Source organism: Streptomyces sp. f51 (assembly GCF_037940415.1).
Classification (GTDB): domain Bacteria; phylum Actinomycetota; class Actinomycetes; order Streptomycetales; family Streptomycetaceae; genus Streptomyces.
In genome coordinates this window covers 5,934,980-5,960,414 of record NZ_CP149798.1, presented here as the reverse complement: position 1 = coordinate 5,960,414, position 25,435 = coordinate 5,934,980, and the positions used below count along the sequence as shown (strand labels likewise).

The 25,435-nt window shown below is 72.4% G+C and carries 25 protein-coding genes and 1 pseudogene; 18 read left to right on the top strand and 8 right to left on the bottom strand.

Annotation, left to right across the window (positions count from 1 at the left end; all coding sequences use genetic code 11):
• Positions 1-9 precede the first annotated feature (9 nt).
• Positions 10-936, top strand: coding sequence for a homocysteine S-methyltransferase (mmuM, locus tag WJM95_RS25880; protein WP_339132192.1), 927 nt, complete (start codon positions 10-12; stop codon positions 934-936).
• Positions 937-1,643: 707 nt separating this feature from the next.
• Here the strand turns inward: mmuM and WJM95_RS25875 are convergent.
• Both WJM95_RS25875 and WJM95_RS25870 read right to left on the bottom strand, forming a co-directional pair.
• Positions 1,644-3,176, bottom strand: a pseudogene (locus tag WJM95_RS25875) (carboxylesterase family protein); the annotation flags it as partial.
• Between the two features lie 131 nt (positions 3,177-3,307).
• Positions 3,308-3,997 carry a ThuA domain-containing protein gene (locus tag WJM95_RS25870; protein ID WP_339132191.1) on the bottom strand — a complete coding sequence of 230 codons (690 nt, stop codon included), beginning with the start codon at positions 3,995-3,997 and terminating at the stop codon, positions 3,308-3,310.
• Positions 3,998-4,095: 98 nt separating this feature from the next.
• On the opposite strand from WJM95_RS25870, the gene WJM95_RS25865 reads away from it, so the two are divergent.
• Positions 4,096-4,509: a VOC family protein gene (locus tag WJM95_RS25865; RefSeq protein WP_339132190.1), complete on the top strand. Its 414-nt coding sequence runs from the start codon at positions 4,096-4,098 to the stop codon at positions 4,507-4,509.
• Here WJM95_RS25865 and WJM95_RS25860 read toward each other — a convergent pair whose 3' ends face one another.
• Both WJM95_RS25860 and WJM95_RS25855 read right to left on the bottom strand, forming a co-directional pair.
• The gene (locus WJM95_RS25860) at positions 4,510-5,223 is read right to left on the bottom strand and encodes a helix-turn-helix transcriptional regulator (RefSeq protein WP_339132189.1); all 714 of its coding nucleotides are present in this window, start codon (positions 5,221-5,223) and stop codon (positions 4,510-4,512) included.
• 10 nt (positions 5,224-5,233) lie between these two features.
• The gene (locus WJM95_RS25855) at positions 5,234-6,205 is read right to left on the bottom strand and encodes an AraC family transcriptional regulator (protein WP_339132188.1); all 972 of its coding nucleotides are present in this window, start codon (positions 6,203-6,205) and stop codon (positions 5,234-5,236) included.
• A 145-nt stretch (positions 6,206-6,350) separates the two neighbouring features.
• On the opposite strand from WJM95_RS25855, the gene WJM95_RS25850 reads away from it, so the two are divergent.
• Positions 6,351-7,184: an NAD(P)H-binding protein gene (locus WJM95_RS25850; protein WP_339132187.1), complete on the top strand. Its 834-nt coding sequence runs from the start codon at positions 6,351-6,353 to the stop codon at positions 7,182-7,184.
• Positions 7,185-7,201: 17 nt separating this feature from the next.
• On the opposite strand, the gene WJM95_RS25845 is transcribed toward WJM95_RS25850, so the two are convergent.
• Positions 7,202-8,371 (bottom strand): YihY/virulence factor BrkB family protein, encoded by a 1,170-nt coding sequence (locus WJM95_RS25845; RefSeq protein ID WP_339132186.1) that lies wholly within the window; start codon positions 8,369-8,371, stop codon positions 7,202-7,204.
• A 17-nt stretch (positions 8,372-8,388) separates the two neighbouring features.
• On the opposite strand from WJM95_RS25845, the gene WJM95_RS25840 reads away from it, so the two are divergent.
• The 15 genes from WJM95_RS25840 (at position 8,389) to WJM95_RS25770 (ending at position 23,460) form a co-directional block, all read left to right on the top strand.
• Positions 8,389-10,023: an acyl-CoA dehydrogenase family protein gene (locus tag WJM95_RS25840; protein WP_339132185.1), complete on the top strand. Its 1,635-nt coding sequence runs from the start codon at positions 8,389-8,391 to the stop codon at positions 10,021-10,023.
• Between the two features lie 258 nt (positions 10,024-10,281).
• Complete coding sequence (locus WJM95_RS25835; protein ID WP_339132184.1) at positions 10,282-11,577, top strand: GAF domain-containing protein; 1,296 nt, start codon at positions 10,282-10,284, stop codon at positions 11,575-11,577.
• A 185-nt stretch (positions 11,578-11,762) separates the two neighbouring features.
• Positions 11,763-13,109, top strand: coding sequence for a hypothetical protein (locus tag WJM95_RS25830; protein WP_339132183.1), 1,347 nt, complete (start codon positions 11,763-11,765; stop codon positions 13,107-13,109).
• 119 nt (positions 13,110-13,228) lie between these two features.
• Positions 13,229-13,801 carry a GNAT family N-acetyltransferase gene (locus WJM95_RS25825; protein WP_339132182.1) on the top strand — a complete coding sequence of 191 codons (573 nt, stop codon included), beginning with the start codon at positions 13,229-13,231 and terminating at the stop codon, positions 13,799-13,801.
• 163 nt (positions 13,802-13,964) lie between these two features.
• Entirely contained in the window at positions 13,965-14,048 is an 84-nt protein-coding gene (locus tag WJM95_RS25820; protein ID WP_309486338.1) for a putative leader peptide, read from the top strand.
• A 135-nt stretch (positions 14,049-14,183) separates the two neighbouring features.
• Positions 14,184-15,878: a nitrite/sulfite reductase gene (locus tag WJM95_RS25815; protein ID WP_339132181.1), complete on the top strand. Its 1,695-nt coding sequence runs from the start codon at positions 14,184-14,186 to the stop codon at positions 15,876-15,878.
• Entirely contained in the window at positions 15,875-16,054 is a 180-nt protein-coding gene (locus WJM95_RS25810) for a hypothetical protein (RefSeq protein WP_339132180.1), read from the top strand. Before WJM95_RS25815 ends, WJM95_RS25810 begins: the two co-directional genes overlap by 4 nt.
• Entirely contained in the window at positions 16,051-16,761 is a 711-nt protein-coding gene (locus WJM95_RS25805) for a phosphoadenylyl-sulfate reductase (RefSeq protein WP_339132179.1), read from the top strand. The genes WJM95_RS25810 and WJM95_RS25805 overlap by 4 nt, the downstream gene beginning before the upstream one ends.
• Positions 16,758-17,348, top strand: a complete 591-nt coding sequence (cysC, locus tag WJM95_RS25800) for an adenylyl-sulfate kinase (protein WP_339132178.1) — start codon at positions 16,758-16,760, stop codon at positions 17,346-17,348. The genes WJM95_RS25805 and cysC overlap by 4 nt, the downstream gene beginning before the upstream one ends.
• On the top strand, positions 17,345-18,283 hold the full coding sequence (gene cysD, locus WJM95_RS25795; RefSeq protein WP_339132177.1) for a sulfate adenylyltransferase subunit CysD: 939 nt from the start codon (positions 17,345-17,347) through the stop codon (positions 18,281-18,283). The genes cysC and cysD overlap by 4 nt, the downstream gene beginning before the upstream one ends.
• Before the next feature lie 2 nt (positions 18,284-18,285).
• Positions 18,286-19,641: a GTP-binding protein gene (locus WJM95_RS25790; protein WP_339132176.1), complete on the top strand. Its 1,356-nt coding sequence runs from the start codon at positions 18,286-18,288 to the stop codon at positions 19,639-19,641.
• Positions 19,642-19,882: 241 nt separating this feature from the next.
• The gene (locus WJM95_RS25785) at positions 19,883-20,995 is read left to right on the top strand and encodes an aliphatic sulfonate ABC transporter substrate-binding protein (protein WP_339135844.1); all 1,113 of its coding nucleotides are present in this window, start codon (positions 19,883-19,885) and stop codon (positions 20,993-20,995) included.
• 36 nt (positions 20,996-21,031) lie between these two features.
• Positions 21,032-21,820 (top strand): ABC transporter ATP-binding protein, encoded by a 789-nt coding sequence (locus WJM95_RS25780; RefSeq protein WP_339132175.1) that lies wholly within the window; start codon positions 21,032-21,034, stop codon positions 21,818-21,820.
• A complete protein-coding gene (locus WJM95_RS25775; RefSeq protein WP_339132174.1) occupies positions 21,807-22,706 on the top strand; it encodes an ABC transporter permease in 900 nt (299 codons plus the stop codon). The genes WJM95_RS25780 and WJM95_RS25775 overlap by 14 nt, the downstream gene beginning before the upstream one ends.
• A 7-nt stretch (positions 22,707-22,713) precedes the next feature.
• The gene (locus tag WJM95_RS25770) at positions 22,714-23,460 is read left to right on the top strand and encodes a sirohydrochlorin chelatase (protein ID WP_339132173.1); all 747 of its coding nucleotides are present in this window, start codon (positions 22,714-22,716) and stop codon (positions 23,458-23,460) included.
• A gap of 29 nt (positions 23,461-23,489) precedes the next feature.
• On the opposite strand, the gene WJM95_RS25765 is transcribed toward WJM95_RS25770, so the two are convergent.
• From WJM95_RS25765 to WJM95_RS25755, 3 genes are all read right to left on the bottom strand, one after another.
• Positions 23,490-24,107 (bottom strand): DsbA family protein, encoded by a 618-nt coding sequence (locus tag WJM95_RS25765; protein ID WP_339132172.1) that lies wholly within the window; start codon positions 24,105-24,107, stop codon positions 23,490-23,492.
• Between the two features lie 135 nt (positions 24,108-24,242).
• Positions 24,243-24,650: a nuclear transport factor 2 family protein gene (locus WJM95_RS25760; protein ID WP_339132171.1), complete on the bottom strand. Its 408-nt coding sequence runs from the start codon at positions 24,648-24,650 to the stop codon at positions 24,243-24,245.
• Positions 24,643-25,191 carry a DUF1697 domain-containing protein gene (locus WJM95_RS25755; RefSeq protein ID WP_339132170.1) on the bottom strand — a complete coding sequence of 183 codons (549 nt, stop codon included), beginning with the start codon at positions 25,189-25,191 and terminating at the stop codon, positions 24,643-24,645. Before WJM95_RS25755 ends, WJM95_RS25760 begins: the two co-directional genes overlap by 8 nt.
• Positions 25,192-25,435: the final 244 nt, after the last annotated feature.

Below are 25,435 nucleotides of genomic sequence, written 5' to 3'. Positions count from 1 at the left end.
CGTCGTGACATGGTCAGTGACAACGCCCTCACCCTCGCCGCCGCGCTGTCCTCCGGCACCGTCGTGCTCGACGGAGGCATGTCCAACCAGCTCGAAGCGGCCGGACACGACCTCGGCGACTCCCTGTGGTCGGCGCGGCTGCTCGCGGACCGGCCCGAGGCCGTGGTCGAGGCGCATCTCGCCTACTACGAGGCGGGCGCGGACGTGGCGATCACCTCCAGCTACCAGGCGACCTTCGAAGGCTTCGCCCGGCGCGGCATCCCGCGCGAACGCGTCGCCGAACTGCTCGGCCTCAGCGTCGAGGCCGCCCGCGAGGCGGCCCGGCGCGCGCACGCGAAGGGGGCCGTGCGGCCCCTGTGGGTGGCCGCGTCGGTGGGCCCGTACGGGGCGATGCTCGCGGACGGCTCCGAGTACCGGGGACGGTACGGGCTGAGCGTCGCGGAACTGGAGCGGTTCCACGCGCCGCGCCTCGAGGTGCTGGCCGCCGCCGCGCCCGACGTGCTGGCCCTGGAGACGGTCCCGGACGCCGACGAGGCGCGGGCGCTGCTCCGGGGGATACGCGGGCTCGGGATACCGGCGTGGCTGTCGTACAGCGTCGCCGGTGACCGTACGCGGGCCGGGCAGCCGCTGGAGGAGTCCTTCGCCCTGGCCGCCGAGGCGGACGAGGTCGTCGCGGTGGGGGTCAACTGCTGCGCCCCCGAGGACGTCGAAGCGGCCGTCGCCACGGCCGCCCGGGTGACCGGCAAGCCGGTCGTGGTCTACCCGAACAGCGGCGAGGCCTGGGACGCGGAGGCCCGGTCCTGGACCGGCAGCTCCACCTTCACCGCCGCCCAGGTCGGCGGGTGGGAAAGGGCCGGAGCCCGGCTGATCGGCGGCTGCTGCCGGGTGGGCCCGGAGGCGATATCGGGAATCGCGTCGGCGCTGAAAGCCGCCTGAACCCTGGCACGGGGCCGGGCCGGGGACCGAGAGCGTTGCCCGGGCCCGGGGATCCGAAGGAATCACGGCATGCCCGAGCCCCTGGATCCGAAGCGGTCGCGGCACGTCCGCGCCCCGGATCGGAAGCGACCCCGGCAGCCCACGCCCCACTCCGAGAGCCCCGCCCCGCGCGCGGCCGCGGACGTGGCTGCTCAGCGGCGGCCCGCGGAACCCGGGCGGCGGAAGCGGCGTACGACCGCCAGCGGTGTCGTGATGCGCACGGGCGTGTCGAGGGCTGGAGGAGTCGCAGCGGGCACGCTCTCCCCCGGCCCGGGCGGGCTGTCCGCAGGAGCGGAGGCGGGCTCGGCCCCGGGAGCGGGCTCGGATGCGGGCACGGGCGCGGGAGCGACCACGGCGGTCGGCTCAGAAGCAGAGTCGGAGGCCGAGTCGGAAACGGCGGCGGGTCCCGACACGGGTGCCGTAGCGGGTGCGCCTGCGGAAGCAGCGTCGGACGCGGTGGCGGGCGCCGGCTCCGGCGCCGAGTCGGACGCGGTGGCGGACGCCGGCTCCCGCGCCGAGTCGGGCTCCGCCGCGGGACCCGTGCCCGCACCGGTGGCGGGCCGGCCGGTGGCCGCGAGGATCGGCGCGCCCAGGGCCCCGAGCGTGGACCTTCCGGTGTGTCTGCGCGTGGAGCCGGTCGCGGGCCTGGCCACTGCTCTGGCCGACTCGGCTTCCCACAGCGCGAGTTCGCGGTCGCGCGGCCCGTGCGCGGTGTGCGGGTCGCCTGCGCCGAAGACACGGACCGGGTGCGAGGCGTCCCAGGCGTCCCACCCCGGGTCCCCGTCGACCGCGAAGCGCACCCACGCGCCGTGCATGGCGTCCGCCAGTTCCTGCGGTGCGCCCTCGCCCGCGAGCTTCGCCGCCTCCGGCACCCCGGCCGTGTCGAAGACGAAGCCCAGTTCCAGGGCGTGACAGGCACCGAGACCGGGCACGTTCGAGGGCCAGGCGAACTCGTAGACGTGCGCGGGGGCCCGGTCCCCGCCGGGGGCGTCCGCGTCGGGGGAACCGGCGGGCGCGCCGCTCCGCGCGTCGGCGAGGCGGTGCAGCGGCACCCGCAGGAGATGGTCGGTGATCATCTGGCCGACGAGGTCGGCGGTGCCGTCCTCCGGGTGGAGGGCGCGGTAGCCGCGGGGCACCTCGTGCCCGCAGTGGCAGCGGGCCATCGCGCCGGCCAGGGCGACAGGACCGAGCCGGTCGACGCGCTCGACGAGCCCGCCGGGGACGAGCCACAGCCGGTACTCGTCGCGGGTCCAGCCCAGCATCAGGCCCACGTCGGCCGCGGCGCCCTCGACCAGGGCCTCCAGCGGGTCGCGGGGCACGAGGTCGCCGTCGACGACGATGCCGAAGGCGGGACCGCCGAGCACCGGGCTGCTGAGCCTGCCCACCTCCGCCTGGGTGCGCAGCAGCAGGTCGCGGTCCACGGCGGCGAACGCCTCGGCCGTCGCGGGAATCTTCAGCCGGGTGGCCATCCTGCGGACCATGCGGCGCACCTTGTCGCGGTCGCTCGCCTCGGGCGGCCCGCTCTGGAGCACGGCCCTGCGGAAAAGGCCCCGGGCGCGCGGGCTCGCGAGCAGGGCGCCGATGCTGATGGCTCCGGCGGACTCGCCGAAGACGGTCACCCGGCCTGGATCCCCGCCGAACCGGGCGACGGACTCCCGCACCCACTCCAGCGCGGCGAGCTGGTCGCGCAGCCCCGGGTTGGCGGGCGCGTCCGGGAACAGGCCGTAACCCTCCACTCCCAGGCGGTAGTTGACGGACACGAAGACCACGCCGTCGCGCGCGAAGGCGTGCCCGTCGTACACGGGCACGGCCGAGGAGCCGCGGGTCAGGGCTCCGCCGTGGATCCACACCATGACGGGAAGGCGGGCGGCGGGGTCGGGCGCCGGGGTCCACACGTTCAGGTTGAGGCAGTCGTCGCCGGGCACGACGGGGTCGGCGAGGAGCCGGGAGAACGCCTCGGAGTACGGGGGCTTCGGCGGAGTCGGCCCGAACGTCCCGGCGTCCCGGACGCCGTCCCAGGGCTCGGGCGGGACGGGGGGAAGGAAACGGCGGGCACCGAAGGGCGGGGAAGCGTAGGGGACGCCGCGGAAGACCGCGATCCCGTTCTCGTACCGGCCGCGCACCGCTCCGTAGGGGGTGGAGACCACCGGGTCCTTCGTCTCCGCCACCGGATCCACAGAGTCCACCGAGTCCACCGCCATCCGGGACCAGCTCCTCACCGTCGCGCGCTGTAGAGATCAGAGCACCACATCGCGTCCCGGTATTCCTGCGGAGGTCCCCCGGACGGCCGACACCGCCGTACGGCACGGGACGGCCCGTGCCCGGGATCCGGTCAGCGGTCCCGGTCCGCAGCCGTCGCGGAGGGGTCCCGGGCCGCCCAGAGGATCCCGCCGAGCAGATGCCGGCGGAAGTGGGGGTCCTCGTACGCCTCGGCGGTATGGCCGAGCGCCGTGTAGAAGACCCGGCCCGCTCCCTGTTCCCGGCACCACACCAGGGGATGGTCGGCGCCCATGCCCCCGCCCCGGTAGGAGGTTTCGTCGGCGCGGGCGAGCACCCGCACACCGTCCGTGTCGCGCGGGTTGGAGCGGAAGTCGTACCATTCGTCCGTGAACTCCCAGACCGGCGGCAGGAGCCGGGTCGCGGGGTGTCCGCGGTCCTCGACGAGGACCCGGCCCGGCTGGAGGTCCGGGTGCCGGTCGAAGCGGGCGCCGAGCAGTTCGCCGTAGTGGGGCCAGTCGTATTCGGTGCAGGCGGCGGCGTGCACCCCGATGAAGCCGCCGCCGTCCTCGACGTGGGCGGCGAGCCGGTCGCGGCCCGGCGGGGTCAGCACCTCGCCGCTCGTCGACAGGAAGACGACGGCCGCGTACGGGTCGAGGGGGGCCTCGAAGGCCGCGGGATCCTCGGTGGCGTCGGCCTCGAAACCGTGCTCGCGCCCGAGGGCGCGCACGGCACCGACCGCGGCCGGGATGGAGTCGTGCCGGTAGCCGGTCGTACGGGTGTACACGAGAACGCGGAAGACCATGCCCGGAGCCTAGGTCCTGTCCGCGAAGCCGCGCCCTCCGCCCGACGGTGTCCGTTTCCTTCAAGACCGGGCGCCCGCGGCCCGCCTACGGTGGCCGCATGACTCCACGATTCGATGTGATCGGGCTGGCCGTCTCCGACATGGCCGCCTCCGTCGCCTTCTACGGCCGTCTCGGGCTCGTCTTCCCCGAGGGCGCGCCGGACGAGCCGCACGTCGAGGCCGAACTGCCCGGCGGGCTGCGCCTCGCGCTGGACACCGAAGCCACCATCCGGTCGTTCCACAGCGGGTGGCGGCCCCCGAGCGGCGGCGGCCGGGCCTCGCTGGCCTTCCGCTGCGAGAGCCCCGCCGAGGTCGACTCCGTCTACGAGGAGCTCGTCGGCGCGGGCCACCACGGTGAACTCAAGCCCTGGGACGCCTTCTGGGGCATGCGGTACGCCGTCGTGCACGACCCGGACGGCAACGGCGTCGACCTGTTCGCCCCGCTGCCCGCGGAACCGGACGCCTCGCGCTAGTCACCGGCCACCGACGAGTTCCCCGAGCGTCGCCCCCGTCAACTCCCGCACGTCGCGGGCCAGATGGGCCTGGTCGGCGAACCCGGCGCGCAGCGCGGTCTCGGCGAAGGGCACGCCGCTCCGGGCGAGGGCGAGTGCCCGCTGAAGCCGCAGGATCCGTGCCAGGGTCTTGGGTCCGTAGCCGAAGGCGGCGAGCGAGCGGCGGTGCAACTGGCGTGCTCCCAGGCCGAGTCGGTCGGCGGTCTCGGCGACCGGGCGGCCCGCGTCCAGGGCGGCGACCACGTCGAGGAGCAGCGGGTCGGGGGGCGGGGCCTCGGCCGCCGTGCGCAGCGCGACCTCTTCGAGCGCGTCCACGGGATCGTCGGCCGCGTCGATCCTCGCGGTGAGGCGACGCACCTCGGCGGCCGGCCACAGGTCGGTCAACTCCACCCGCCGGTCGCGCAGTTCGTACGCCGGTACGCCCAGCCGGACGGACGCGGTGCCGGGGTGGAAGCGGACGCCCGCCCAGCCGCCGTGCACCTCGTCCGGGACGTGGGGCCGGGTGTCGGGACCGGCGACGAGCAGCCGGCCCTCGGTCCACAGCAGGTCCATGCAGCCGTCGGGCAGCACGGCGTCGCGGACGCTCTCCCCCGCGGACCCGGCCGGTGCGGGAGCGGTCGCCGTCCGGCTCCAGAGCACCGCGCCCGGCAGCCGGGACGCCCGTTCCGCGTACATGTCCGCCAGGCTACGCCGGGCGGGCCCGGTGCTCCTGCGGGCTGACGCCGTAGACCCGTTTGAAGGCGCTGGAGAGCGCGAAGGCGCTGCCGTAGCCGACGTGGCGGGCGATCGTCTCCAGGGTGTCGTCGCTGTCGCGGAGCCGGTCGGCGGCGAAGGCGAGACGGCGGCCGGTCAGATAGGTCATCGGGGGTTCGCCGACGAGTTCACCGAAGCGCCTGGCCAGCGCGGCGCGCGAGACGCCCGTCTCGGCGGCGAGCGCGGCGACCGTCCAGGGGCGGGCCGGATCGTCCTGGAGGAGCCGGAGCGCTCGGCCCACGACCGGGTCGGCGAGGGCCCGGTACCAGGCGGGGGCCGCGGCCTCGGGGCGGGAGAACCAGGCCCGCAGAGCGGTGATCATCAGAAGGTCGAGGAGCCGGTCGAGGACGACCTCCTGGCCGGGCTCGTCGCGGACCATCTCCGCGGCGAGGATCGGTGTCAGGGGGCACTCCCACACGTCGGAGGGGAGCGCGAGCACCGGCGGCAGGGCGTCGAGCAGCCGGCGGTTGACCTCGCCCGGCATCATGTACGTCCCGATCAGCAGCACCGTGGAGCCGTCGAGCCGTTCGCCCCAGCTGCGGACGCCCAGGTCCCAGTGGCCCTTCAGCGAGCGCCCGTCCGGGTAGGCGCACTCTCCGCCCGGCAGGATCACGGCCTGCGGCGGGGTGGCGGGGTCGTCGGCGCAGAGGTACGGGTCGGGGCCGCGCGCGATGGCGAGATCTCCCGCCCGCAGCCGCAGCCTCTCGCCCCGGTCCCCCACGACCCAGGCGTCGCCGCGGACCACCAGCATGATCGTCAGGGCGGCGCGGTCCTCGACGCGGACGCACCACGGCGGGTCGAAGCACGCGCGGATCATGAAGGCACCCCGCGCGCGCGGTCCCTCCAGCAGGCTCGCGAGAGGGTCCCCCCGCGTGAGCATGTCCGAGTGCGGCGGAGCGTCCATGACGTCAGCGTAGACGGCGGCCCGGACGGCCGTGGAGGACTCCGGACGCCCTGTGGACGCCCGTCCTCGGCCGGTGGACGACCGCTTATGGGGACGAGCCGTTCGCCGATGGTCCGGCGCCGGGGACGGCAGTCGACTGAGGTGCATGGCAGAGAACACGCGGGACATGACAGTGCTGGTGACGGGAGCCACGGGGCGGACCGGGAGCAGGGTCGCGGCGGCCGCGCGGGCGGCGGGGCTGAGGGTCCGCGCCGCCTCGCGCGCCACGGGCTTCGACTGGGAGGACGCCTCGACCTGGGCCGGGGCGCTGCGCGGTGCCGGCGCCGCGTATCTGGCCCATCCCACGGACGTCGGCTCTCCGGACGCCACGAAGGCCGTCGGGGCCCTGGCCCGGGAGGCGGTGGGGCTCGGTGTGCGGCGGCTGGTGCTGCTGTCGGCGCGGGGCGAGGACCAGGCCCGGCCGACCGAGGAGGCGTTCAGGACGTCCGGCGCGGACTGGACGATCGTACGAGCGTCGTGGTTCTCGCAGAACTTCAGCGAGGGTCCGCTGGTCGAGGGGCTGCGCCGGGGGGAGCTGGTCTTCCCGGCGGGCGAGGTGCGGGAGCCGTTCATCGACGTCCGGGACATCGCGGACGTCGTGGTGGCCGTGCTCACCGGGGGCGACCGGTATTGCGGCCGGGAGCTGGAGATCACGGGGCCCCGGCTGCTGACGTTCCGGGAGGCGGTCGCGGAGATCGCGCGGGCCGGCGGCGGGGAGCCGGTGTACACCCCGGTGACCGCGCGGGAGTACGGCGACGTGCTGACGGGCTTCGGGGTGCCGGCCGCGGAGGCCGCGTTCCTCGTCGGCGTCTTCGGGACGCTGCTCGACGGCCGTAACTCCCGTCTTTCGGACGGGGTCCGGGAGATCCTCGGCCGGGCACCGCGCGACTTCGCCGCGTTCGCGCGGGAGGCCGCGGCGGACGGGGTGTGGAAGGCCTGACGAGGGACCGGCCCGGGTCACTCCCCCGGCTTGTGCTCCTCGCCGTTCTTCGGCGAGTGATGGGTGTGGTGGGTGTTCTTGGCATGGGTGCGCAGGCGGGAGGTGACGTCCTCCGGGGGCAGGAAGCGCGACCAGCGTTCGGGGAACTCGGAGGGCATGTCGGGGTCGTCGGGATCGGCGTCGTACGAGCGGTGTGCGGCGACGCGGGCCACGTACTCGGCGGCCTGGGCCTCGCGCAGCCGTTCGTTGGCGGCGCGGGCAGCGGCGGTGGCGGCGGCCGGCCAGACCCGGTCGATGGCGGCGTTGACGGCCGCGCCGACCAGGACGGCGAAGGCGGCCACGCCGATCCACAGCAGGACGGCCACGGGCGCGGCGAGCGAGCCGTAGATGGTGGGGCCCTCGATGGTGTTGGTCAGGTAGATGCGCAGCAGGAAGCTGCCGAGGACCCACATCGCGAGGGCGACCAGGGCGCCCGGCACGTCCTCGACCCAGGGGGAACGGACGGGCACGGACACGTGGTAGAGGGTCGTCAGGAAGGCGACCGACAGGACGATGACGACGGGCCAGTACAGGATCTGCACGAGGGTCGTCGACCACGGCACCACGCTCACCACGGCGTCCGGGCCCGCCACCATCAGCGGGAGCGCCACGGAGCCGATCAGCAGCGCCACGATGAACAGCAGGAAGGACATCATCCGGGTCTTCACGATGCCCCGGGTGCCGTCCAGGCCGTACATCACCGTGATGGTGTCGACGAAGACGTTGACCGCGCGCGAGCCGGACCACAGGGCGAACAGGAAGCCCAGGGAGATGATGTCGGGCCGGCCGCCCTTCATCACGTCGTGCAGGATCGGCTCGGCGATCTGGTGGACGCCCTTCTGGGTGAGCACCGTGCGGGACGCGTTCAGGAGGTTCGACTCCAGGCTGGCGATGGTGTCGGCGCCGGTCCAGGCGTCCACGTATCCGAGCAGTCCGATCATGCTGAGGAGCAGCGGCGGAACGGACAGGAGCGTGAAGAAGGCCGCCTCGGCCGCGAGTCCGAGGATCCGGTACTCCATGCACGAGTTGACGGTGTCCTTGAGCAGCAGCCAGGCGGTCCTGCGCTTGGAAACGTTCCGGTAGAGCGCGCGAGCGCGGTGGAAGCGGCCCGAGCGAGGCCGTTCAGGTGTTTCTTTTGCCTGGTGCACGTCCTTACGGTAGCGGTATGGCAGCCAGCACCCACACCGTGACCAACCAGGCTCCGCCCCTGGTCGGATATGACGTATTCGCCGCCGACCGGGCCCTCGCGGAGGCGGTCGACCGGCATCTCGATCCAGAGCTTCTCCAGGAGGCGCGTGAGGAACTGTCGTCGCTCGGCCGGACGACGGGTTCCGCCCAGGTCCAGGAATGGGGTGCGCTGGCCAACGAGAACCCGCCGAAGCTGCGCACCCACGACCGCTACGGCAACCGGATCGACGAGGTCGACTTCCACCCGGCCTGGCACCGCCTCCTCGGCAAGGGCGTGTCGGCGGGGCTGACATCGGCGTGGACCCGGCCCGGCGGACACCTCAGGCGCGCGGCGGGCTTCGTGATCTGGACGCAGGCCGAGGCGGGCAACGGCTGCCCGCTGTCGATGACCCACGCGGCGGTGCCCGCGCTGCGCGCCGACCCGGCGCTCGCCGCCGAGTGGGTGCCGCGTCTGACGTCCGCCGTGTACGACCAGGAACTGCGTCCCGCGTCCCAGAAGGCCGGCGCGCTCTTCGGTATGGGCATGACGGAGAAGCAGGGCGGCAGCGACGTCCGCGCCAACACGACCGGGGCGAGGCCCCTCGCGGAGGACGGGACGTACGCGCTGACCGGGCACAAGTGGTTCTGCTCGGCGCCGATGTCGGACGGTTTCCTCGTACTGGCGCAGGCCCCGGGCGGGCTGACCTGCTTCCTGGTACCGCGGGTCCTGGAGGACGGCACCCGCAACGTCTTCCGGATCCAGCGGCTCAAGGACAAGCTCGGCAACAGGTCCAACGCGTCGAGCGAGGTCGAGTTCGAGGGGACCTGGGCGCGCCGGGTGGGCGACGAGGGGCGCGGGGTGCGCACCATCATCGAGATGGTCGCCGCGACCCGTCTCGACTGCGTACTCGGTTCGGCCTCGCTGATGCGGCAGGCGGTCGCGCAGGCGATCCACCACTCCACGTACCGCGAGGCGTTCGGCGGCCGTCTGATCGACAAGCCGCTGATGCGCAACGTCCTCGCCGATCTGGCGCTGGAGTCGGAGGCGGCGACGACGCTGGCGATGCGGCTGGCGGCGGCGTACGACGACGGGAGCGAGCAGGAGCGGGCGTTCCTGCGGCTCGCGGTGCCCGCCGCCAAGTACTGGGTGACCAAGCGGTGTACGCCGGTCGCGGTGGAGGCACTGGAGTGTCTGGGCGGCAACGGCTACGTCGAGGAGTCGGGCATGCCTCGACTGCTGCGGGAGTCTCCGCTCAACTCCATCTGGGAGGGCGCGGGCAACGTGCAGGCGCTGGACGTCCTGCGCGCCCTCCAGCGGGAGCCGGGCGCCCTGGACGCCTATCTGCGCGAGGTGGGGCAGGCGCGCGGCGCGGATCACCGGCTGGACGGCGCCATCAAGAACCTGCTGACCGAACTCGCGGACCTGGACGGGATCGAGGCACGTGCCCGCCGGCTGGTCGAGCGGATCGCGCTGGTGCTCCAGGGATCCCTGCTCGTGCGGTACGCGCCCCCCGAGGTCGCCGACGCGTTCTGCGCCTCGCGCCTGGGCGGTGACTGGGGTACGGGGTTCGGCACGCTGCCGCACAGTCTGGATCTGGCCACGGTGGTGGAGCGGGCCCGGCCGGTGGCCTGAGGAAGCGCTGACGCGGGGGTGGTGCTGCGCCGACACGGCACCACCCCCGCCGCTCGCCCCGTTGAGGAGCTCGGACACCGCACGGGCGGCGTCGCTGTCAGTTTCGAGGAACCTTGTGACCGTTGGCGAGAGTTGCAGACCGTTGCATTCCTTTGTGCACCTTGTGCGAAGCTCCGGCGGACGGCCCCGAGAGCAGGCACGATGTGGGAAGACGGCGGTGCCGCGGCCCGTACGGGGTCCTTGTTCCGGGAGTGTTCTGTGAAGACCACATCGTTCGACCCAGCCCGTTTCGCACCGTCCGACGCGTCCGAGAAGGCCGGGCACCTCAAGCAGACCTGGACCGCGTCGGCCGAGGGCGGGCGGGGCGCGTTCGCCCCGCGCCCGCTGATCGACCGGTCCTGGCAGAGAGCGAAACGTTTCGGCGTCAAACCCGAACAAGGAACGAACAGTGTCCTGCTCCAGGCGGACGAACTCGAACACCGGCGGACGTCCACGGCACTCGCCGATGTGATGCCGACCCTGCACGGCGGCCTCGGGACGGTCGCCGACGCCTCGCTCCAGATCATGGTGGTCACCGATGCCGAGGGCCGGGTCCTGTGGCGCTCGGGGAACCCGGGCGTGCTGCGCCGGGCCGACGCCATCTGCCTGGAGGAAGGCGCCGCCTGGAGCGAGGAGACCACGGGCACCAACGCCATCGGGACCGCCCTGTCGGCGGACATCCCGCTCCAGGTGCACTCCGCCGAGCACTTCGTGCGCGCCCTGCACGACTGGACGTGCGCCGCCGCGCCCGTCCACGACCCGCGCGACGGACGGCTGCTCGGCATCATCGACGTGAGCGGCCCGGGCAGCACCTTCCATCCCGCCACCCTGGCGTTGGTCGACACGGTGTCCAGACTGGCCGAAAGCGAACTGCGGACCGCTCATCTGACGTCCATCGAGCGGCTGCGCGCCGTGGCCGCGCCCCTGCTGAGCCGGCTGGACGGTCCGGCGCTCGTGGTGGACTCCCACGGCTGGCTCGCCGCGGTCACCGGGATGCCGCCCGTGGACCGGGTCGCGCTGCCCGACTCCTTCGGCGCGGGCCACAGCTGGCTGCCCTCCCTGGGCACGTGCGTCGCCGAGCCGATGCCCGGCGGCTGGCTGCTGCGCGTCACCGGCGCCGACGACCTGGGGAGCCCCGGCCGGGTCGTCCTCGACCTCGGCGATCCCCGGCGCCCGCACATCACCGTCTCGGGCACGGCCGGCAGCTGGGCCCAGGACCTGAGCCCGCGGCACGCGGAGCTGCTCTACGTCCTCGCCGTGCACCGGCAGGGGCGCAGCGCGGCCCAGCTCGCGGTCGACCTCTTCGGCGACCCGACCCGCACGGTGACGGTCCGCGCCGAACTGTCCCGCGTACGCCGCCGGCTCGTCGGGCTGCTCGACCACCGGCCGTACCGCTTCCGCGAGGAGGTGGAGGTCGAGGTGCTGCTGCCGGACGCCCCCCGGGACCTGCTGCCGCACTCCACCGCGCCCGCGGTGCTCGGCGCCCGCACGCCGGCCGGACCCGAGTCGTCCTGAGAAACGGGGGCGAGGGCCGCGACGAGGGGCGGGCACGAGGACCCGAGCGTATTTCCCTGGCGTATTCCGCCGTCTTTGTCCTGGCCGGGGGGTCACTGCCGTAGCATCCACTCCACGGGCCACCCCACCCGTCTCTCCGTCAACGCCCTCGGCGGGGGAGGCAGTTGGCCCATCCGGGAGGACGTATGAAGCAGCGCGGCAGACACCGTCGCCGAAGAAGGGGTCAGGCGCTGCGCGCCACCCTGGCCGGAACCGCGCTCGCGCTCACCGCGGCCGCCACGCTGATCAGCACCTCGCAGGCCACCGGCGCCAACAGCCCGGGCGGCCTCACCGCGCTGCGCGTCGGCTCCTCCTCGCAGCTGCGCCTCCACGAGAACCTGACCTCCCGGGACGCGCTCGACACGCTCAGCGGGAACATGGGCGGCAACGTGGGCGTCGACGGGGTACTCGGCGACACCGACCACGCGATGCGCGGCACCGCCGACTGCACGGCGGACGAACGGGACGCGCTGCCCGTCGAGCCGACGGCCACCCGCGCGTACTGCTGGGACGACGCCGACGCCCGGACCACGCAGTGGCGGCCGCGCTCGGTGACCACCTCCGGCGACGCCGACGACGACGGCGCGTGGGGCACGCACCAGGTGATCCTCTCCGGCTGGACCCACCGCGACGGACGGGCTGCCGCCCGGGACCGGGACGGCGGACTGGCCCGGATCGCCTTCGTCGACGCCACGGACCCGGACGCGCTCCGCTACCGCTGGGTGCTGCTCGTCGCCCCGCGGGCCGGCGGCAGGGACTTCACGGCGGTCCGCACCGGACTCGGCGGAATGGTCTGGTACCAGGACAAGCTGATCGTCACCGCGGACCACGGCGACGGCCTGCTCGTCTTCGACCTGCACCGGCTGCTGCGGGCCGACGTGGACAGCCCCGCCGTGGGCCGGGTGGGCCACGGCTACTCGGCCGCCGGCTACCGCTACGTGCTCCCCGCCATCGGCTCGTACGACCCGGAGGGCGGCTCGTGCACCCGCGGCCGTGACCACACGGTCCCCTGTATCGGCTCGCTCTCCCTCGACCGTACGACCGCTCCCGACAGCCTGGTCGCGACGGAGGCCGCCGGCGACCGTCCGCAGCGCACCCGCCTCTGGCGGTACGCGTTCAGCACCGCCGCGTACCGCACCGGGCTCCTCGCCGACGCCCAGGGGCATGTGGACGCGGCCGAGGCCTACACGACCAAGGGGTCCGCGATCTCCGGCGCCCTCGCGCACCGGTCCGCGGGCGCCCGCGAGGCCCAGTGGTACATCGGGCGTCCGTCCGACGGCAGTGGGGGCCACGGGTCCCTGTGGCGCCAGAACGGCGACGGCGCCGGGGCGGCCACCTGCACCGCGGACCAGTCGCACGCCTGCTGGGGCCTCGGCACCGGGTCGCTGTCGTACTGGCAGCGGACCGGCGAGCTGTGGAGCCTCAGCGACGCCGCGGAGCGCCGGGTGCTGTACGCGGTGCCGCTGGCGTCGGTCGACGGCTCGCTCGGCTAGGGCCCGTCCGGCCGCTCCCGTCCGTCCGGCCGGGACGCGCCCCGGCCGGACGGCGGGGCCGGCGGCCGAACCGTGGACGCCTTTGGAGCCGCGCCCGGCGCCGTGATTCCCTGGCCGTCATGAGCAACATCAGTGTGACCACCTGGTCCCTGGAGCAGACGGCCCCGGCCGACCTGCTCCCCGCGAGCGCGCCCGACGGGGACCCGCGGATCGTCCGCGCCGAGGTCCCCTCGCCCGAGTTCAGCCGCTTCCTCTACGCCTCGGTCGGCGGGGACATCCTCTGGACGGACCGGCTCGGCTGGACGTACGCGCGGTGGCAGGAGGTCCTCGACAAGCCGGGCACGGAGACCTGGGTCGCCTACGACCGGGGCACCCCCGCGGGCTACATCGAACTCGACGCCCAGGACGACGGGGTCGTGGAGATCGCCTACTTCGGGCTCGTCCCCGCGTTCCGCGGGCGCCGGATCGGGGGACACCTCCTCTCGTACGGCGTCGCGCGCGCCTGGGACCTGGCCGAACGCTGGCCGGGGCGGGCCGGGACGAAGCGGGTCTGGCTGCACACGTGCAGCAAGGACGGCGAGCACGCGATGGACAACTACCTGCGCCGGGGGTTCCGGCTCTTCGACACCAAGGTCGAGGAGGAGGCGGAGGCCGCCACCCCGGGTCCCTGGCCGGGCGCGTACACCGTCTGACCCGTTTTGCACCGGGGTGGCCACGGCTCCCGGCCCTCCTGACGGCACCGCGGGAGGGCCGGTCATGTGATCGACAACACCCTCGTCTCGGTATTCGGGACCAGGGTGTCCACATGGTGGATGACGGTGGACTGCCCTCAGATCCCCGTGACACGCTTCCGTCATGTCTGGAACTGGAATTGCCTTGGTGAGTCGGCGGCACGTCGACCTCGGCCGCATGTCCAGCGCCATCTGTCCGGCGAGCTGATCAGCCCAGCAGCGCCGACCCCCCTCTTTTTGCGACCCTTGCGCAGTGCTGCGCCCATTCTTCCGTATGCACCCGTATGCGCAGGTCAGAGCCGCAGATCAGACCTGCCCCGCAGTCTCGAAGGACGTATCAGCCATGGCCGCCACCCCGCAGGATCCCGTTGTCGCGCCCCGCCGCAAGGTGAGCCGTCACCGCGGTGAGGGCCAGTGGGCCGTAGGTCACTTCACCCCGCTCAACGGCAACGAGCAGTTCAAGAAGGACGACGACGGTCTCAATGTGCGGACACGCATTGAGACGATCTACTCCAAGCGGGGATTCGACTCGATCGACCCCAACGACCTGCGCGGCCGGATGCGCTGGTGGGGTCTCTACACCCAGCGCAAGCCCGGGATCGACGGCGGCAAGACCGCGATCCTGGAGCCGGAGGAGCTGGACGACAAGTTCTTCATGCTGCGGGTGCGCATCGACGGTGGCCGGCTGACCACCGAACAGCTGCGGGTCATCGGCGAGATCTCGCAGGAGTTCGCGCGCGGCACCGCCGACCTCACCGACCGCCAGAACGTCCAGTACCACTGGATCCGCATCGAGGACGTCCCGGAGATCTGGGACCGCCTGGAGGCCGTCGGCCTGTCCACGACCGAGGCCTGCGGCGACACCCCCCGCGTCATCCTCGGCTCGCCCGTCGCCGGCATCGCCGAGGACGAGATCATCGACGGCACCCCGGCCGTCGAGGAGATCCAGCGCCGGATCATCGGCAACAAGGACTTCTCCAACCTGCCCCGCAAGTTCAAGTCCGCGATCTCCGGCTCGCCGCTGCTCGACGTGGCGCACGAGATCAACGACATCGCCTTCGTGGGCGTGAACCACCCGGAGCACGGCCCCGGCTTCGACCTGTGGGTCGGCGGCGGTCTGTCCACCAACCCGAAGATCGGCCAGCGCCTCGGCGCCTGGGTCCCGCTCGACGAGGTCGCGGACGTCTACGAGGGTGTCATCTCGATCTTCCGCGACTACGGCTACCGGCGGCTGCGCAACCGCGCCCGGCTGAAGTTCCTGGTCGCCGACTGGGGCGTGGAGAAGTTCCGCCAGGTCCTGGAGAACGAGTACCTGGAGCGCAAGCTCGTCGACGGCCCCGCTCCCGACCAGCCCGTCGCCCGCTGGCGCGACCACGTCGGCGTGCACCGGCAGCAGGACGGCCGCTACTACGTCGGCTTCGCCCCGCGCGTCGGCCGCATCGACGGCGCCACCCTGACGAAGATCGCCGAACTGGCCGAGGCGCACGGCTCGGGCCGGGTGCGCACCACCGTCGAGCAGAAGATGATCGTCCTCGACGTCGAGCAGGAGCGCATCGACTCGCTGGTCGAGGGCCTGGAGGCGCTGGACCTCACTGCCAGGCCGTCCTCGTTCCGGCGCGGCACGATGGCCTGCACCGGCATCGAGTACTGCAAGCTCGCGATCGTCGAGACCAAGGCGCGCGGGGCCTCGCTGATCGACGAACTCGAGCGCCGCATCCCCGAGTTCGACGAACCCATCACCATCAACATCAACGGCTGCCCCAACGCCTGCGCCCGGATCCAGGTCGCGGACATCGGTCTCAAGGGCCAGCTGGTGCTGAACGACGCGGGCGAGCAGGTCGAGGGATTCCAGGTGCACCTGGGCGGAGCACTCGGCCTGGAGGCCGGGTTCGGCCGCAAGGTCCGCGGTCTGAAGGTCACTTCGGACGAGCTGCCCGACTACATCGAGCGTGTCCTCAAGCGCTTCCAGGCGGAGCGCGAGGACGGCGAGCGCTTCGCCGTCTGGGCCGCGCGCGCCTCCGAGGAGGCCCTGTCGTGAGCGAGCGCGCGGCACCGTTCTACTGCCCCTACTGCGGAGACGAGGACCTGCGACCCAGCGAACAGGGCCACGGCGCGTGGGAATGCGCGGCGTGCAACCGAGCCTTCCAGCTGAAGTTCCTGGGGCTGCTGTCCCGGGGCGTGCAGCAGGAAGAGCGTGGAGGGGCGGAGATATGACGGTCATTCAGCACGAGCGCACGGACGACGACTTGAAGGCCCTGGCCGAGCGGGCCGGGCGTGACCTGGAGGACGCGTCCGCGCTGGAGATCCTGCGCTGGGCCGCGGACACCTTCGGCGCGAAGTTCTGCGTGACCTCCTCCATGGAGGACGCGGTGGTCGCCCATCTCGCCTCGCGCGCCCGGCCGGGCGTGGACGTGGTGTTCCTCGACACCGGCTACCACTTCCCGGAGACGATCGGCACGCGGGACGCGGTCGAGGCCGTGATGGACGTCAACGTCATCACCCTGACCCCGCGCCGGAGCGTCGCCGAGCAGGACGCCGAGCACGGGCCGCGGCTCCACGACCGCGACCCGGACCTGTGCTGCAAGCTCCGCAAGGTCCAGCCGCTCGAAGAGGGCCTGACGGACTATCGGGCCTGGGCGACCGGCCTGCGCCGCGACGAGTCCCCCACCCGGGCGAACACCCCGGTCGTCGGCTGGGACGAGAAGCGCCGCAAGGTCAAGGTCTCCCCGATCGCCCGCTGGACGCAGGACGACGTGGACGCGTACGTCGCCGAACACGGCGTACTGACCAACCCGTTGCTGATGGACGGCTACGCCTCCGTCGGCTGCGCCCCCTGCACCCGCCGGGTGCTGGAGGGCGAGGACGCGCGCGCCGGCCGCTGGGCGGGCCGCGCGAAGACCGAGTGCGGACTGCACGGATGACGACGAACACCGCGCCCGCCGCGGACCCCACGATCTCCCAGGAGCGGCAAGTGACGAGCGGAGCCACCGTCTGGCTCACCGGTCTGCCGAGCGCCGGCAAGACCACCATCGCCTACGAGCTGGCGGGCCGCCTGCGCGAGCAGGGCCACCGCGTCGAGGTGCTCGACGGCGACGAGATCCGCGAGTTCATCTCGGCGGGGCTCGGCTTCAGCCGCGAGGACCGGCACACCAACGTGCAGCGCATCGGCTTCCTCGCCGAACTGCTCGCCCGCAACGGCGTCAAGACGCTCGTCCCGGTGATCGCGCCCTACGCCGACAGCCGCGAGGCGGTACGCGAGCGCCACCAGGAGAACGGTACGACGTATCTGGAGGTGCACGTGGCGACCCCGGTCGAGGTGTGCTCCGTACGCGATGTGAAGGGCCTGTACGCCAAGCAGGCCGCGGGGGAACTGACGGGGCTCACCGGGGTCGACGACCCCTACGAGGCACCCAAGGCGCCCGACCTGCGCATCGAGTCGCACACCCAGACCGTCCAGGAGTCCGCCGCCGCGCTGCACGCGCTGCTCACCGAGAAGGGTCTCGCATGACGACCGTCGCCAGTGTCTCCGAGGAGACCGGGAGCAGCCCGTACACGCTGTCGCACCTGGACGCCCTGGAGTCCGAGGCCGTCCACATCTTCCGCGAGGTGGCGGGTGAGTTCGAGCGGCCGGTGATCCTCTTCTCCGGCGGCAAGGACTCCATCGTCATGCTGCACCTGGCGCTGAAGGCGTTCGCGCCGGCCGCGGTGCCCTTCACGCTGCTGCACGTGGACACCGGGCACAACTTCCCCGAGGTCCTCGACTACCGCGACCGGACCGTGGAACGCCACGGTCTGCGGCTGCACGTGGCCTCGGTGCAGGACTACATCGACCGCGGTGTGCTGCGCGAGCGTCCCGACGGCACCCGCAATCCGCTCCAGACCCTGCCGCTGACCGAGAAGATCCAGTCCGAGCGCTTCGACGCCGTGTTCGGCGGCGGACGCCGTGACGAGGAGAAGGCCCGGGCCAAGGAGCGGGTGTTCTCGCTGCGCGACGAGTTCTCGCAGTGGGACCCGCGCCGTCAGCGGCCCGAGCTGTGGAACCTGTACAACGGTCGGCACGCTCCCGGCGAGCACGTCCGGGTGTTCCCGCTGTCCAACTGGACCGAGCTCGACGTGTGGCAGTACATCGCCCGTGAGGGCATCGAGCTGCCCGAGATCTACTTCGCGCACGAGCGTGAGGTCTTCCAGCGGTCGAACATGTGGCTGACCGCCGGTGAGTGGGGCGGCCCGAAGGACGGCGAGACCGTCGAGAAGCGGCTCGTCCGCTACCGCACCGTGGGTGACATGTCCTGCACCGGCGCCGTCGACTCGGACGCGACCACGCTCGACGCCGTCATCACCGAGATCGCCGCCTCCCGGCTCACCGAGCGCGGCGCGACCCGCGCCGACGACAAGATGTCCGAGGCCGCGATGGAAGACCGCAAGCGCGAGGGGTACTTCTAGACATGACCAGCACCACCGAACCCACCGAGCCCCTGTCGGTCGAACAGCTGTCGGCGACCACCCTGCTGCGTTTCGCGACCGCGGGCTCCGTCGACGACGGCAAGTCCACGCTCGTCGGACGCCTGCTGCACGACTCGAAGTCGATCCTGACCGACCAGCTGGAGGCCGTCGAGCACGCCTCCCGCAGCCGCGGCCAGGAGACCCCCGACCTCGCGCTGCTCACCGACGGCCTGCGGGCCGAGCGCGAGCAGGGCATCACCATCGACGTCGCCTACCGCTACTTCGCCACCGCGCGCCGCCGGTTCATCCTGGCCGACACCCCCGGCCATGTGCAGTACACCCGGAACATGGTCACCGGTGCCTCCACCGCCGACCTCGCGGTCGTGCTGGTCGACGCCCGCAACGGCGTCATCGAGCAGACCCGCCGGCACGCCGCCGTCGCCGCGCTGCTGCGCGTCCCGCACGTCGTGCTCGCCGTGAACAAGATGGACCTCGTCGCGTACGAGGAGTCCGTCTTCGCCGCGATCGCCGAGGAGTTCACGGCGTACGCCTCCGAGCTGGGCGTCCCCGAGATCACCGCTATCCCGATCTCCGCGCTGGCCGGCGACAACGTGGTGGAGCCGTCCGCGAACATGGACTGGTACGGCGGCCCGACCGTCCTGGAGCACCTGGAGACCGTGCCGGTCAGCCACGACCTGGCGCACTGCCACGCGCGGCTGCCCGTGCAGTACGTGATCCGCCCGCAGACCGCCGAGCACCCCGACTACCGCGGCTACGCGGGCCAGATCGCCGCCGGAACCTTCCGCGTCGGCGAGCAGGTGACCGTGCTGCCCTCCGGACGGACGACGACGATCTCCGGCATCGACCTGCTCGGCAAGCCGGTCGACGCGGCCTGGACGACCCAGTCGGTGACCGTCCTGCTCGCCGACGACATCGACGTCTCCCGCGGCGATCTGCTCGTCCCGAGCAAGGACGCGCCCGCGACCACCCAGGACGTCGAGGCGACCGTCTGCCACGTCGCCGACGAGCCGCTCACCGTCGGCCACCGGGTGCTGCTCAAGCACGGCACCCGTACGGTCAAGGCGATCGTCAAGGACATCCCCTCGCGCCTCACCCTCGACGACCTCTCGCTGCACCCGCACCCGGGCCGGCTGGTCGCCAACGACATCGGCCGCGTCAAGATCCGCACCGCCGAACCCCTCCCGGTCGACTCCTACGCCGACTCCCGCCGCACCGGCGCGTTCATCCTGATCGACCCGGCCGACGGCACCACGCTGACCGCGGGCATGGTCGGCGAGTCCTTCGCCGCGCCGCAGCCGGTCAAGGACGAGTCCGACGACGACGGCTGGGACTTCTGACATGAACCCCATCGACATCTACTCCACGTTCGCGAAGGAGGGCGGCCGCGTCGGCAGCGGCGCCCTCGGCAGCGGGCAGGGCGGAGTCGCGCGATGTGCGCGATGACGTACGCGCACTGCCTGCGCGCCCCGTCCCCCCACCTGACGTCTCAGTTACGACGAAGACCTGCCGACCTCCCGGCCACGACCTGAGAAAGGCGTGACCGCCGGGCCACCGAGAGGAACACCTCCCGTGTCTGCCATCCGCTCCACGCGCACCAAGCTGCTCGGCCGCGGTATCGCCCTCGTCACCGCTCTTCCCCTCCTCACCCTCGCCGCGTGCAGCTACGGCTCCGACGCGAAGGACGACAACGCCGCGGCCAAGGTCGCCGCCGGGTCGAAGAAGATCGACGGAGTCGACTCCGTGAAGATCGGCTACTTCGGCAACCTGACGCACGCCACCGCGCTGGTCGGCAACCAGAAGGGCTTCTTCCAGAAGGAGCTCGGCGCCACGCAGGCGAAGTACCAGATCTTCAACGCCGGGCCCTCCGAGATCGAGGCGCTCAACTCGGGCTCCATCGACATCGGCTGGATCGGCCCCTCGCCGTCCATCAACGGTTTCACGAAGTCCGAGGGCAAGAGCCTCCGGATCATCGGCGGTTCGGCCTCGGGCGGCGTCAAGCTCGTCGTGAACCCCAAGAAGATCAAGTCCCTGAAGGACGTCAAGGGCAAGAAGATCGCGACCCCGCAGCTCGGCAACACGCAGGACGTCGCGTTCCTCAACTGGGCCGCGGAGCAGGGCTGGAAGGTCGACGCGCAGAGCGGCAAGGGTGACGTGTCGGTGGTCCGCACCGACAACAAGATCACCCCGGACGCCTACAAGTCCGGTTCCATCGACGGCGCCTGGGTGCCGGAGCCGACCGCGTCCAAGCTGGTCGCCGAGGGCGGCAAGGTGCTGCTCGACGAGTCGGACCTGTGGCCCGACAAGAAGTTCGTGATCACGAACATCATCGTGTCGCAGAAGTTCCTCAAGGAGCACCCGAAGGTCGTCGAGGCGGTCCTGAAGGGCTCCGTCGAGACGAACAAGTGGATCAACGCCAACCCGGACGAGGCCAAGGCCGCCGCGAACAAGCAGCTGGAGGCCGACTCGGGCAAGGCGCTGCCGGCGAACGTCCTCGACCCGGCCTGGAAGTCCATCCAGATCACCGACGACCCGCTGGCCTCCACGCTGAGCACCGAGGCGCAGCACGCGGTCAAGGCCGGTCTCCTGGACAAGCCGAACCTGACCAGCATCTACGACCTGACGCTGCTGAACAAGGTCCTGGCCGCCGCGGGTGAGAGCAAGGTCGACGACGCCGGTCTCGGCGTCAAGTAAGCCCGGATCCCGATGAGTTCCCAGGAGGTGACGACCATGGCAACGACGCTCGCCAAGGCCGCCGACGGCGCCGACACGACCGAGTACGCCGCCCGCATCGAGCACGTCTCGAAGTCCTTCGCCGGACCCGCGGGGCCCCAGCTCGTCCTCGACGACATCACCCTCGATGTCGCGCCGGGCGAGTTCGTCACCCTCCTGGGGGCCTCGGGGTGCGGCAAGTCCACACTGCTGAACCTGGTCGCGGGTCTCGACCAGCCCTCGGCCGGCACCATATCGACCAACGGGCGCCCCGCCCTGATGTTCCAGGAGCACGCCCTCTTCCCGTGGCTGACCGCGGGCAAGAACATCGAACTCGCCCTGCGGCTCAGGGGAGTTCCGAAGGCCGGGCGGCGCGAGCGGGCCGAGGAACTGCTCGAACTCGTCCGGCTGAAGGGCGCGTACGGCAAGCGGGTGCACGAGCTGTCCGGGGGTATGCGCCAGCGCGTGGCGATGGCCAGGGCGCTCGCCCAGGACAGCCAGATCCTGCTGATGGACGAGCCGTTCGCGGCGCTGGACGCCATCACCAGGGACGTGCTGCACGACGAACTGACCCGGATCTGGCGCGAGACGGGAGTGTCCGTCCTCTTCGTCACGCACAACGTCCGCGAGGCCGTCAGGCTCGCCCAGCGCGTGGTCCTGCTGTCCTCCCGCCCGGGCCGCGTCGCCCGCGAGTGGCGGGTGGACATCCCGCAGCCGCGCCGTATCGAGGACGCTCCCGTGGCGGAGCTGTCCATCGAGATCACCGAAGAACTGCGTGGGGAGATCCGCCGTCATGGCCAGCACTGAGACGAAGTCCGACGCGGACGTCAAGGACACCGGGCTCGGCGGGCTGGAGGCGGGCCTCGACGCGCTGGAGTCCTCCGTCGCCGGCCGGCGCTCCTTCGGGACGACGTTCCGGGAGAAGGTGCTGCCGCCGCTGGTCGCGTTCGTGATCGTCCTGGCCGCCTGGCAGGCACTGATCACCTTCAAGATCGTCGACGACCCGACCAAGCTGCCCTCGCCCGCCGACGTGTGGGGCGAGGTCAAGAACGCCTGGCTCGAAGGCACCCTGCTCGACTACATCTGGACGAGCGTCTCGCGCGGTCTGCTCGGCTTCCTGTTCGCCCTGGTGATCGGGACCCCGCTGGGCCTGCTGGTGGCCCGGGTGAAGTTCGTGCGCGCCGCGATCGGCCCGATCCTGTCGGGCCTTCAGTCCCTGCCGTCAGTGGCGTGGGTGCCGCCGGCGGTGATCTGGCTCGGCCTGAACAACTCGATGATGTACGCGGTGATCCTGCTCGGCGCGGTCCCCTCCATCGCCAACGGCCTGGTGTCGGGCGTGGACCAGGTGCCCCCGCTGTTCCTGCGGGCGGGCCGCACGATGGGCGCGACGGGCCTGCGCGGGACCTGGCACATCGTGATGCCGGCCGCGCTGCCGGGCTATCTGGCCGGTCTGAAGCAGGGCTGGGCGTTCTCCTGGCGCTCCCTGATGGCCGCGGAGATCATCGCCTCCTCCCCCGACCTCGGGGTGGGCCTCGGCCAGCTGCTGGAGAACGGCCGCAACGCCAGCTCCATGCCGATGGTCTTCCTGGCCATCTTCCTCATCCTGTTCGTCGGCATCGCCATCGACCTGATCGTCTTCAGTCCGGTGGAGCGGTGGGTGCTGCGCAGCCGCGGACTCCTGGTGAAGGGCTGACCCCGTCATGAGCAGGCCCGAGCGTCCCGTCCTCGTCGTCATCGCCCACGGCAGCCGCGATCCGCGGCACGCCGCGACGGTGCACGCCCTGGTGCGAAGGGTGCGCGCCCAGCGCCCGGGCCTGCGCGTGGAGACCGGGTTCCTCGATTTCAACATCCCCTCCGTGCAGGGGGTGCTGACGTCGCTGGCCGCGGAGGGGGTGCGCGACGTGGTGGCGCTGCCGCTGCTGCTGACCCGCGCCTTCCACGCCAAGTCGGACATCCCGGCGGTGCTGCGCGAGGCGCCGTCGCGGCTGCGGATCCGGCAGGCGGAGGTGCTCGGCCCGTCCCCGCTGCTGACGGCCGCGCTCGAACGACGGCTGTACGAGGCCGGGCTCGCGCCCGCCGACACGTCCCGGACCGGGGTCGTGCTGGCCTCGGCCGGGTCCACCGACCCGGAGGCGATCGCGGTGATCGCTGACATCGCGCGGGAGTGGCGGCACACCGGTTGGTGCGCCGTGCGGCCCGCGTTCGCCTCCGCGGCCCTTCCCCGCACCGAGGACGCGGTCCGTGAGCTGCGTGCCCTCGGCTGCGAACGCGTCGCCGTCGCCCCGTACGTCCTGGCCCCCGGTTTCCTGCCGGACCGCATCGCCCGGGGCGCCGCAGGGGCGGACGTGCTCGGCGACGTCCTCGGTCCCGCCCCGGAGGTCGCGCGGGTCCTGCTGGACCGCTACGACGAGGCGCGGATGCCGTCGCTGGCCGCCCTGGGCGCCTGAGCCCCGTACGGCGTCCCCTCCGGGCCCGGTCAGTCGAAGGAGAGGCCGCCGGTCCTGGTCCGCTTGAGTTCGAAGAAGTCGGGGTGGGCGGCGAGGACACGGAAGCTGTCGAAGAGTTCGGCGGCCTTCTCGCCGCGCGGGACGGCGCGGAGCACGGGGCCGAACCACACCGTTCCGTCGACGTGGAGGGTGGGGGTGCCGACATAGGCCCCGGTGTCCGCCTCGGTGCCGGCGTCATGGCTGCGGCGCACCGCCTCGTCGTACGAGGTGTCCTGGGCCGCCCCGGCGAGGGCGGCCGGGAGTCCGAGCTCGGCGAGCGCCTCGGCGGTCACCTTGTCGAAGTCCTTCATCCCGCGCTGGTGGATGCGGGTGCCGAGGGCGGTGTAGAGGTCGCGCAGCACCTTCTCGCCGTGTGCCTCGGCCGCGGCCACCGCGACCCGCACCGGACCGATGGACCGGTCCACCAGATCCCGGTACCAGTCGGGCAGTTCGTTGCCGGTGTTGTGCAGGTACAGGCTCATGGCGTGGAACCTGAGGTCGAGCGGGCGGTGCCGCTCGACCTCCAGGATCCAGCGCGAGGTGATCCAGGCGAAGGGGCAGGCGGGGTCGAACCAGAAGTCGACCCGGGTGGGCGCGGTGGTTGTCATACCGTCGAGGCTAGTGGCGCGGTGGCACGGAAACCCGGCCCAATTCCGCACGGAGAACGTGGGCCAATTCTCCGGTCCGGACCCGGGTCGCGGCGCTCGCGCACACCTCGTCCCAGTGCGTCCACGGCGTCCACGCTACGGACCGGGGGTCGCCGGTTCCTGGACGAACGCGACGGCGTCGGCGGGACCGTACGGGGTGCCCTGGTGGAAGTACAGGAGCCAGTCGTCCCCGAGGAGCCGCCACAGCGAACTCCGGTGCGCCCGGCGGCCGTTGTTGTCCGTGTCGAAGGTCAGATGGACCAGGTCGGGCGCGAGCTGCACCCCCCTCACATGCGAGGTCGTGGTGCGGCTGCCGTCCTCCGTCCCGGCGGCGAGCAGGGCGACCGTCGCGGCGCGGTCCCAGATGCGTCCGGACGCCCCGAACTCGTAGAACTCGGGGTGCAGCAGAGCGGCGACGAGGTCGGCCGAGCGGCGCACCGCCGGGTCGAGCAGGCGCAGTTCGCCCTCGATGGCGGCCTCGACGGCGGCATTGCGCTCAAGCACCGGTCAGCTCCTCCAGTTTGACGACCGTGTTCCAGTTCCGGGTGGTGGCGAGGACGCCCTTGAGCAGTCTCGCCTTGCCCAGGGTCTCCGCCAGCTTGGAGCGGCCGAGGCCGTCGGGGGCGTAGAGGTAGAGGACACGGTCACCGAGGCGGAACTCCTCGGGGAGGAAGGCCGCGGGTTCGACGGAGGAGAAGCGCTCGGCGTCGACCGGGTGCGAGAAGTACGTGATGTGCAGCTGCTTGGCCTCCAGCTCGGCGGCCGGGAACGGGCACGCCTCCCGCACGGCCCGCAGATAGGCGTGATCGCGGACGAGTACGCCGACCTCGAAGCCGAAGTGTTCCGCGATGGCTCCGGAGAGCTCGGCGGCGAGCGACTCCTCGTCCCCCGCACCGCTGCTGAACACCGCGTTCCCGCTCTGGAGATAGGTGCGGACGTCGCCGTACCCGAGCCCTTCCATCAGGGTGCGCAGCTCGGCCATCGGCACCTTCTTCGCACCGCCCACGTTGATGCCGCGCAAGAGCGCCGCGTACGTCGTCGTCATCCGCACACCATAGGCCGGGCGCCCTGCGCCGGGGCGCGGGCGCGACGGCCGTGACGCGGGGAGCCGTCCATCCCTGCCGCGGGCCGGGCCGGTCCCTGAGCTGCGTCCCCGAGAAGTGCCGTTACGTGTAAGGGGCTTCTGTCCTCCCCAGTACGGAGGACACGGGGTCCGCGGGGAGGAGCGGGAGGCACGGCGATTCACCGGACAGTACGAGGAGACGGGCTTACGGGGCCCATACCTTCGA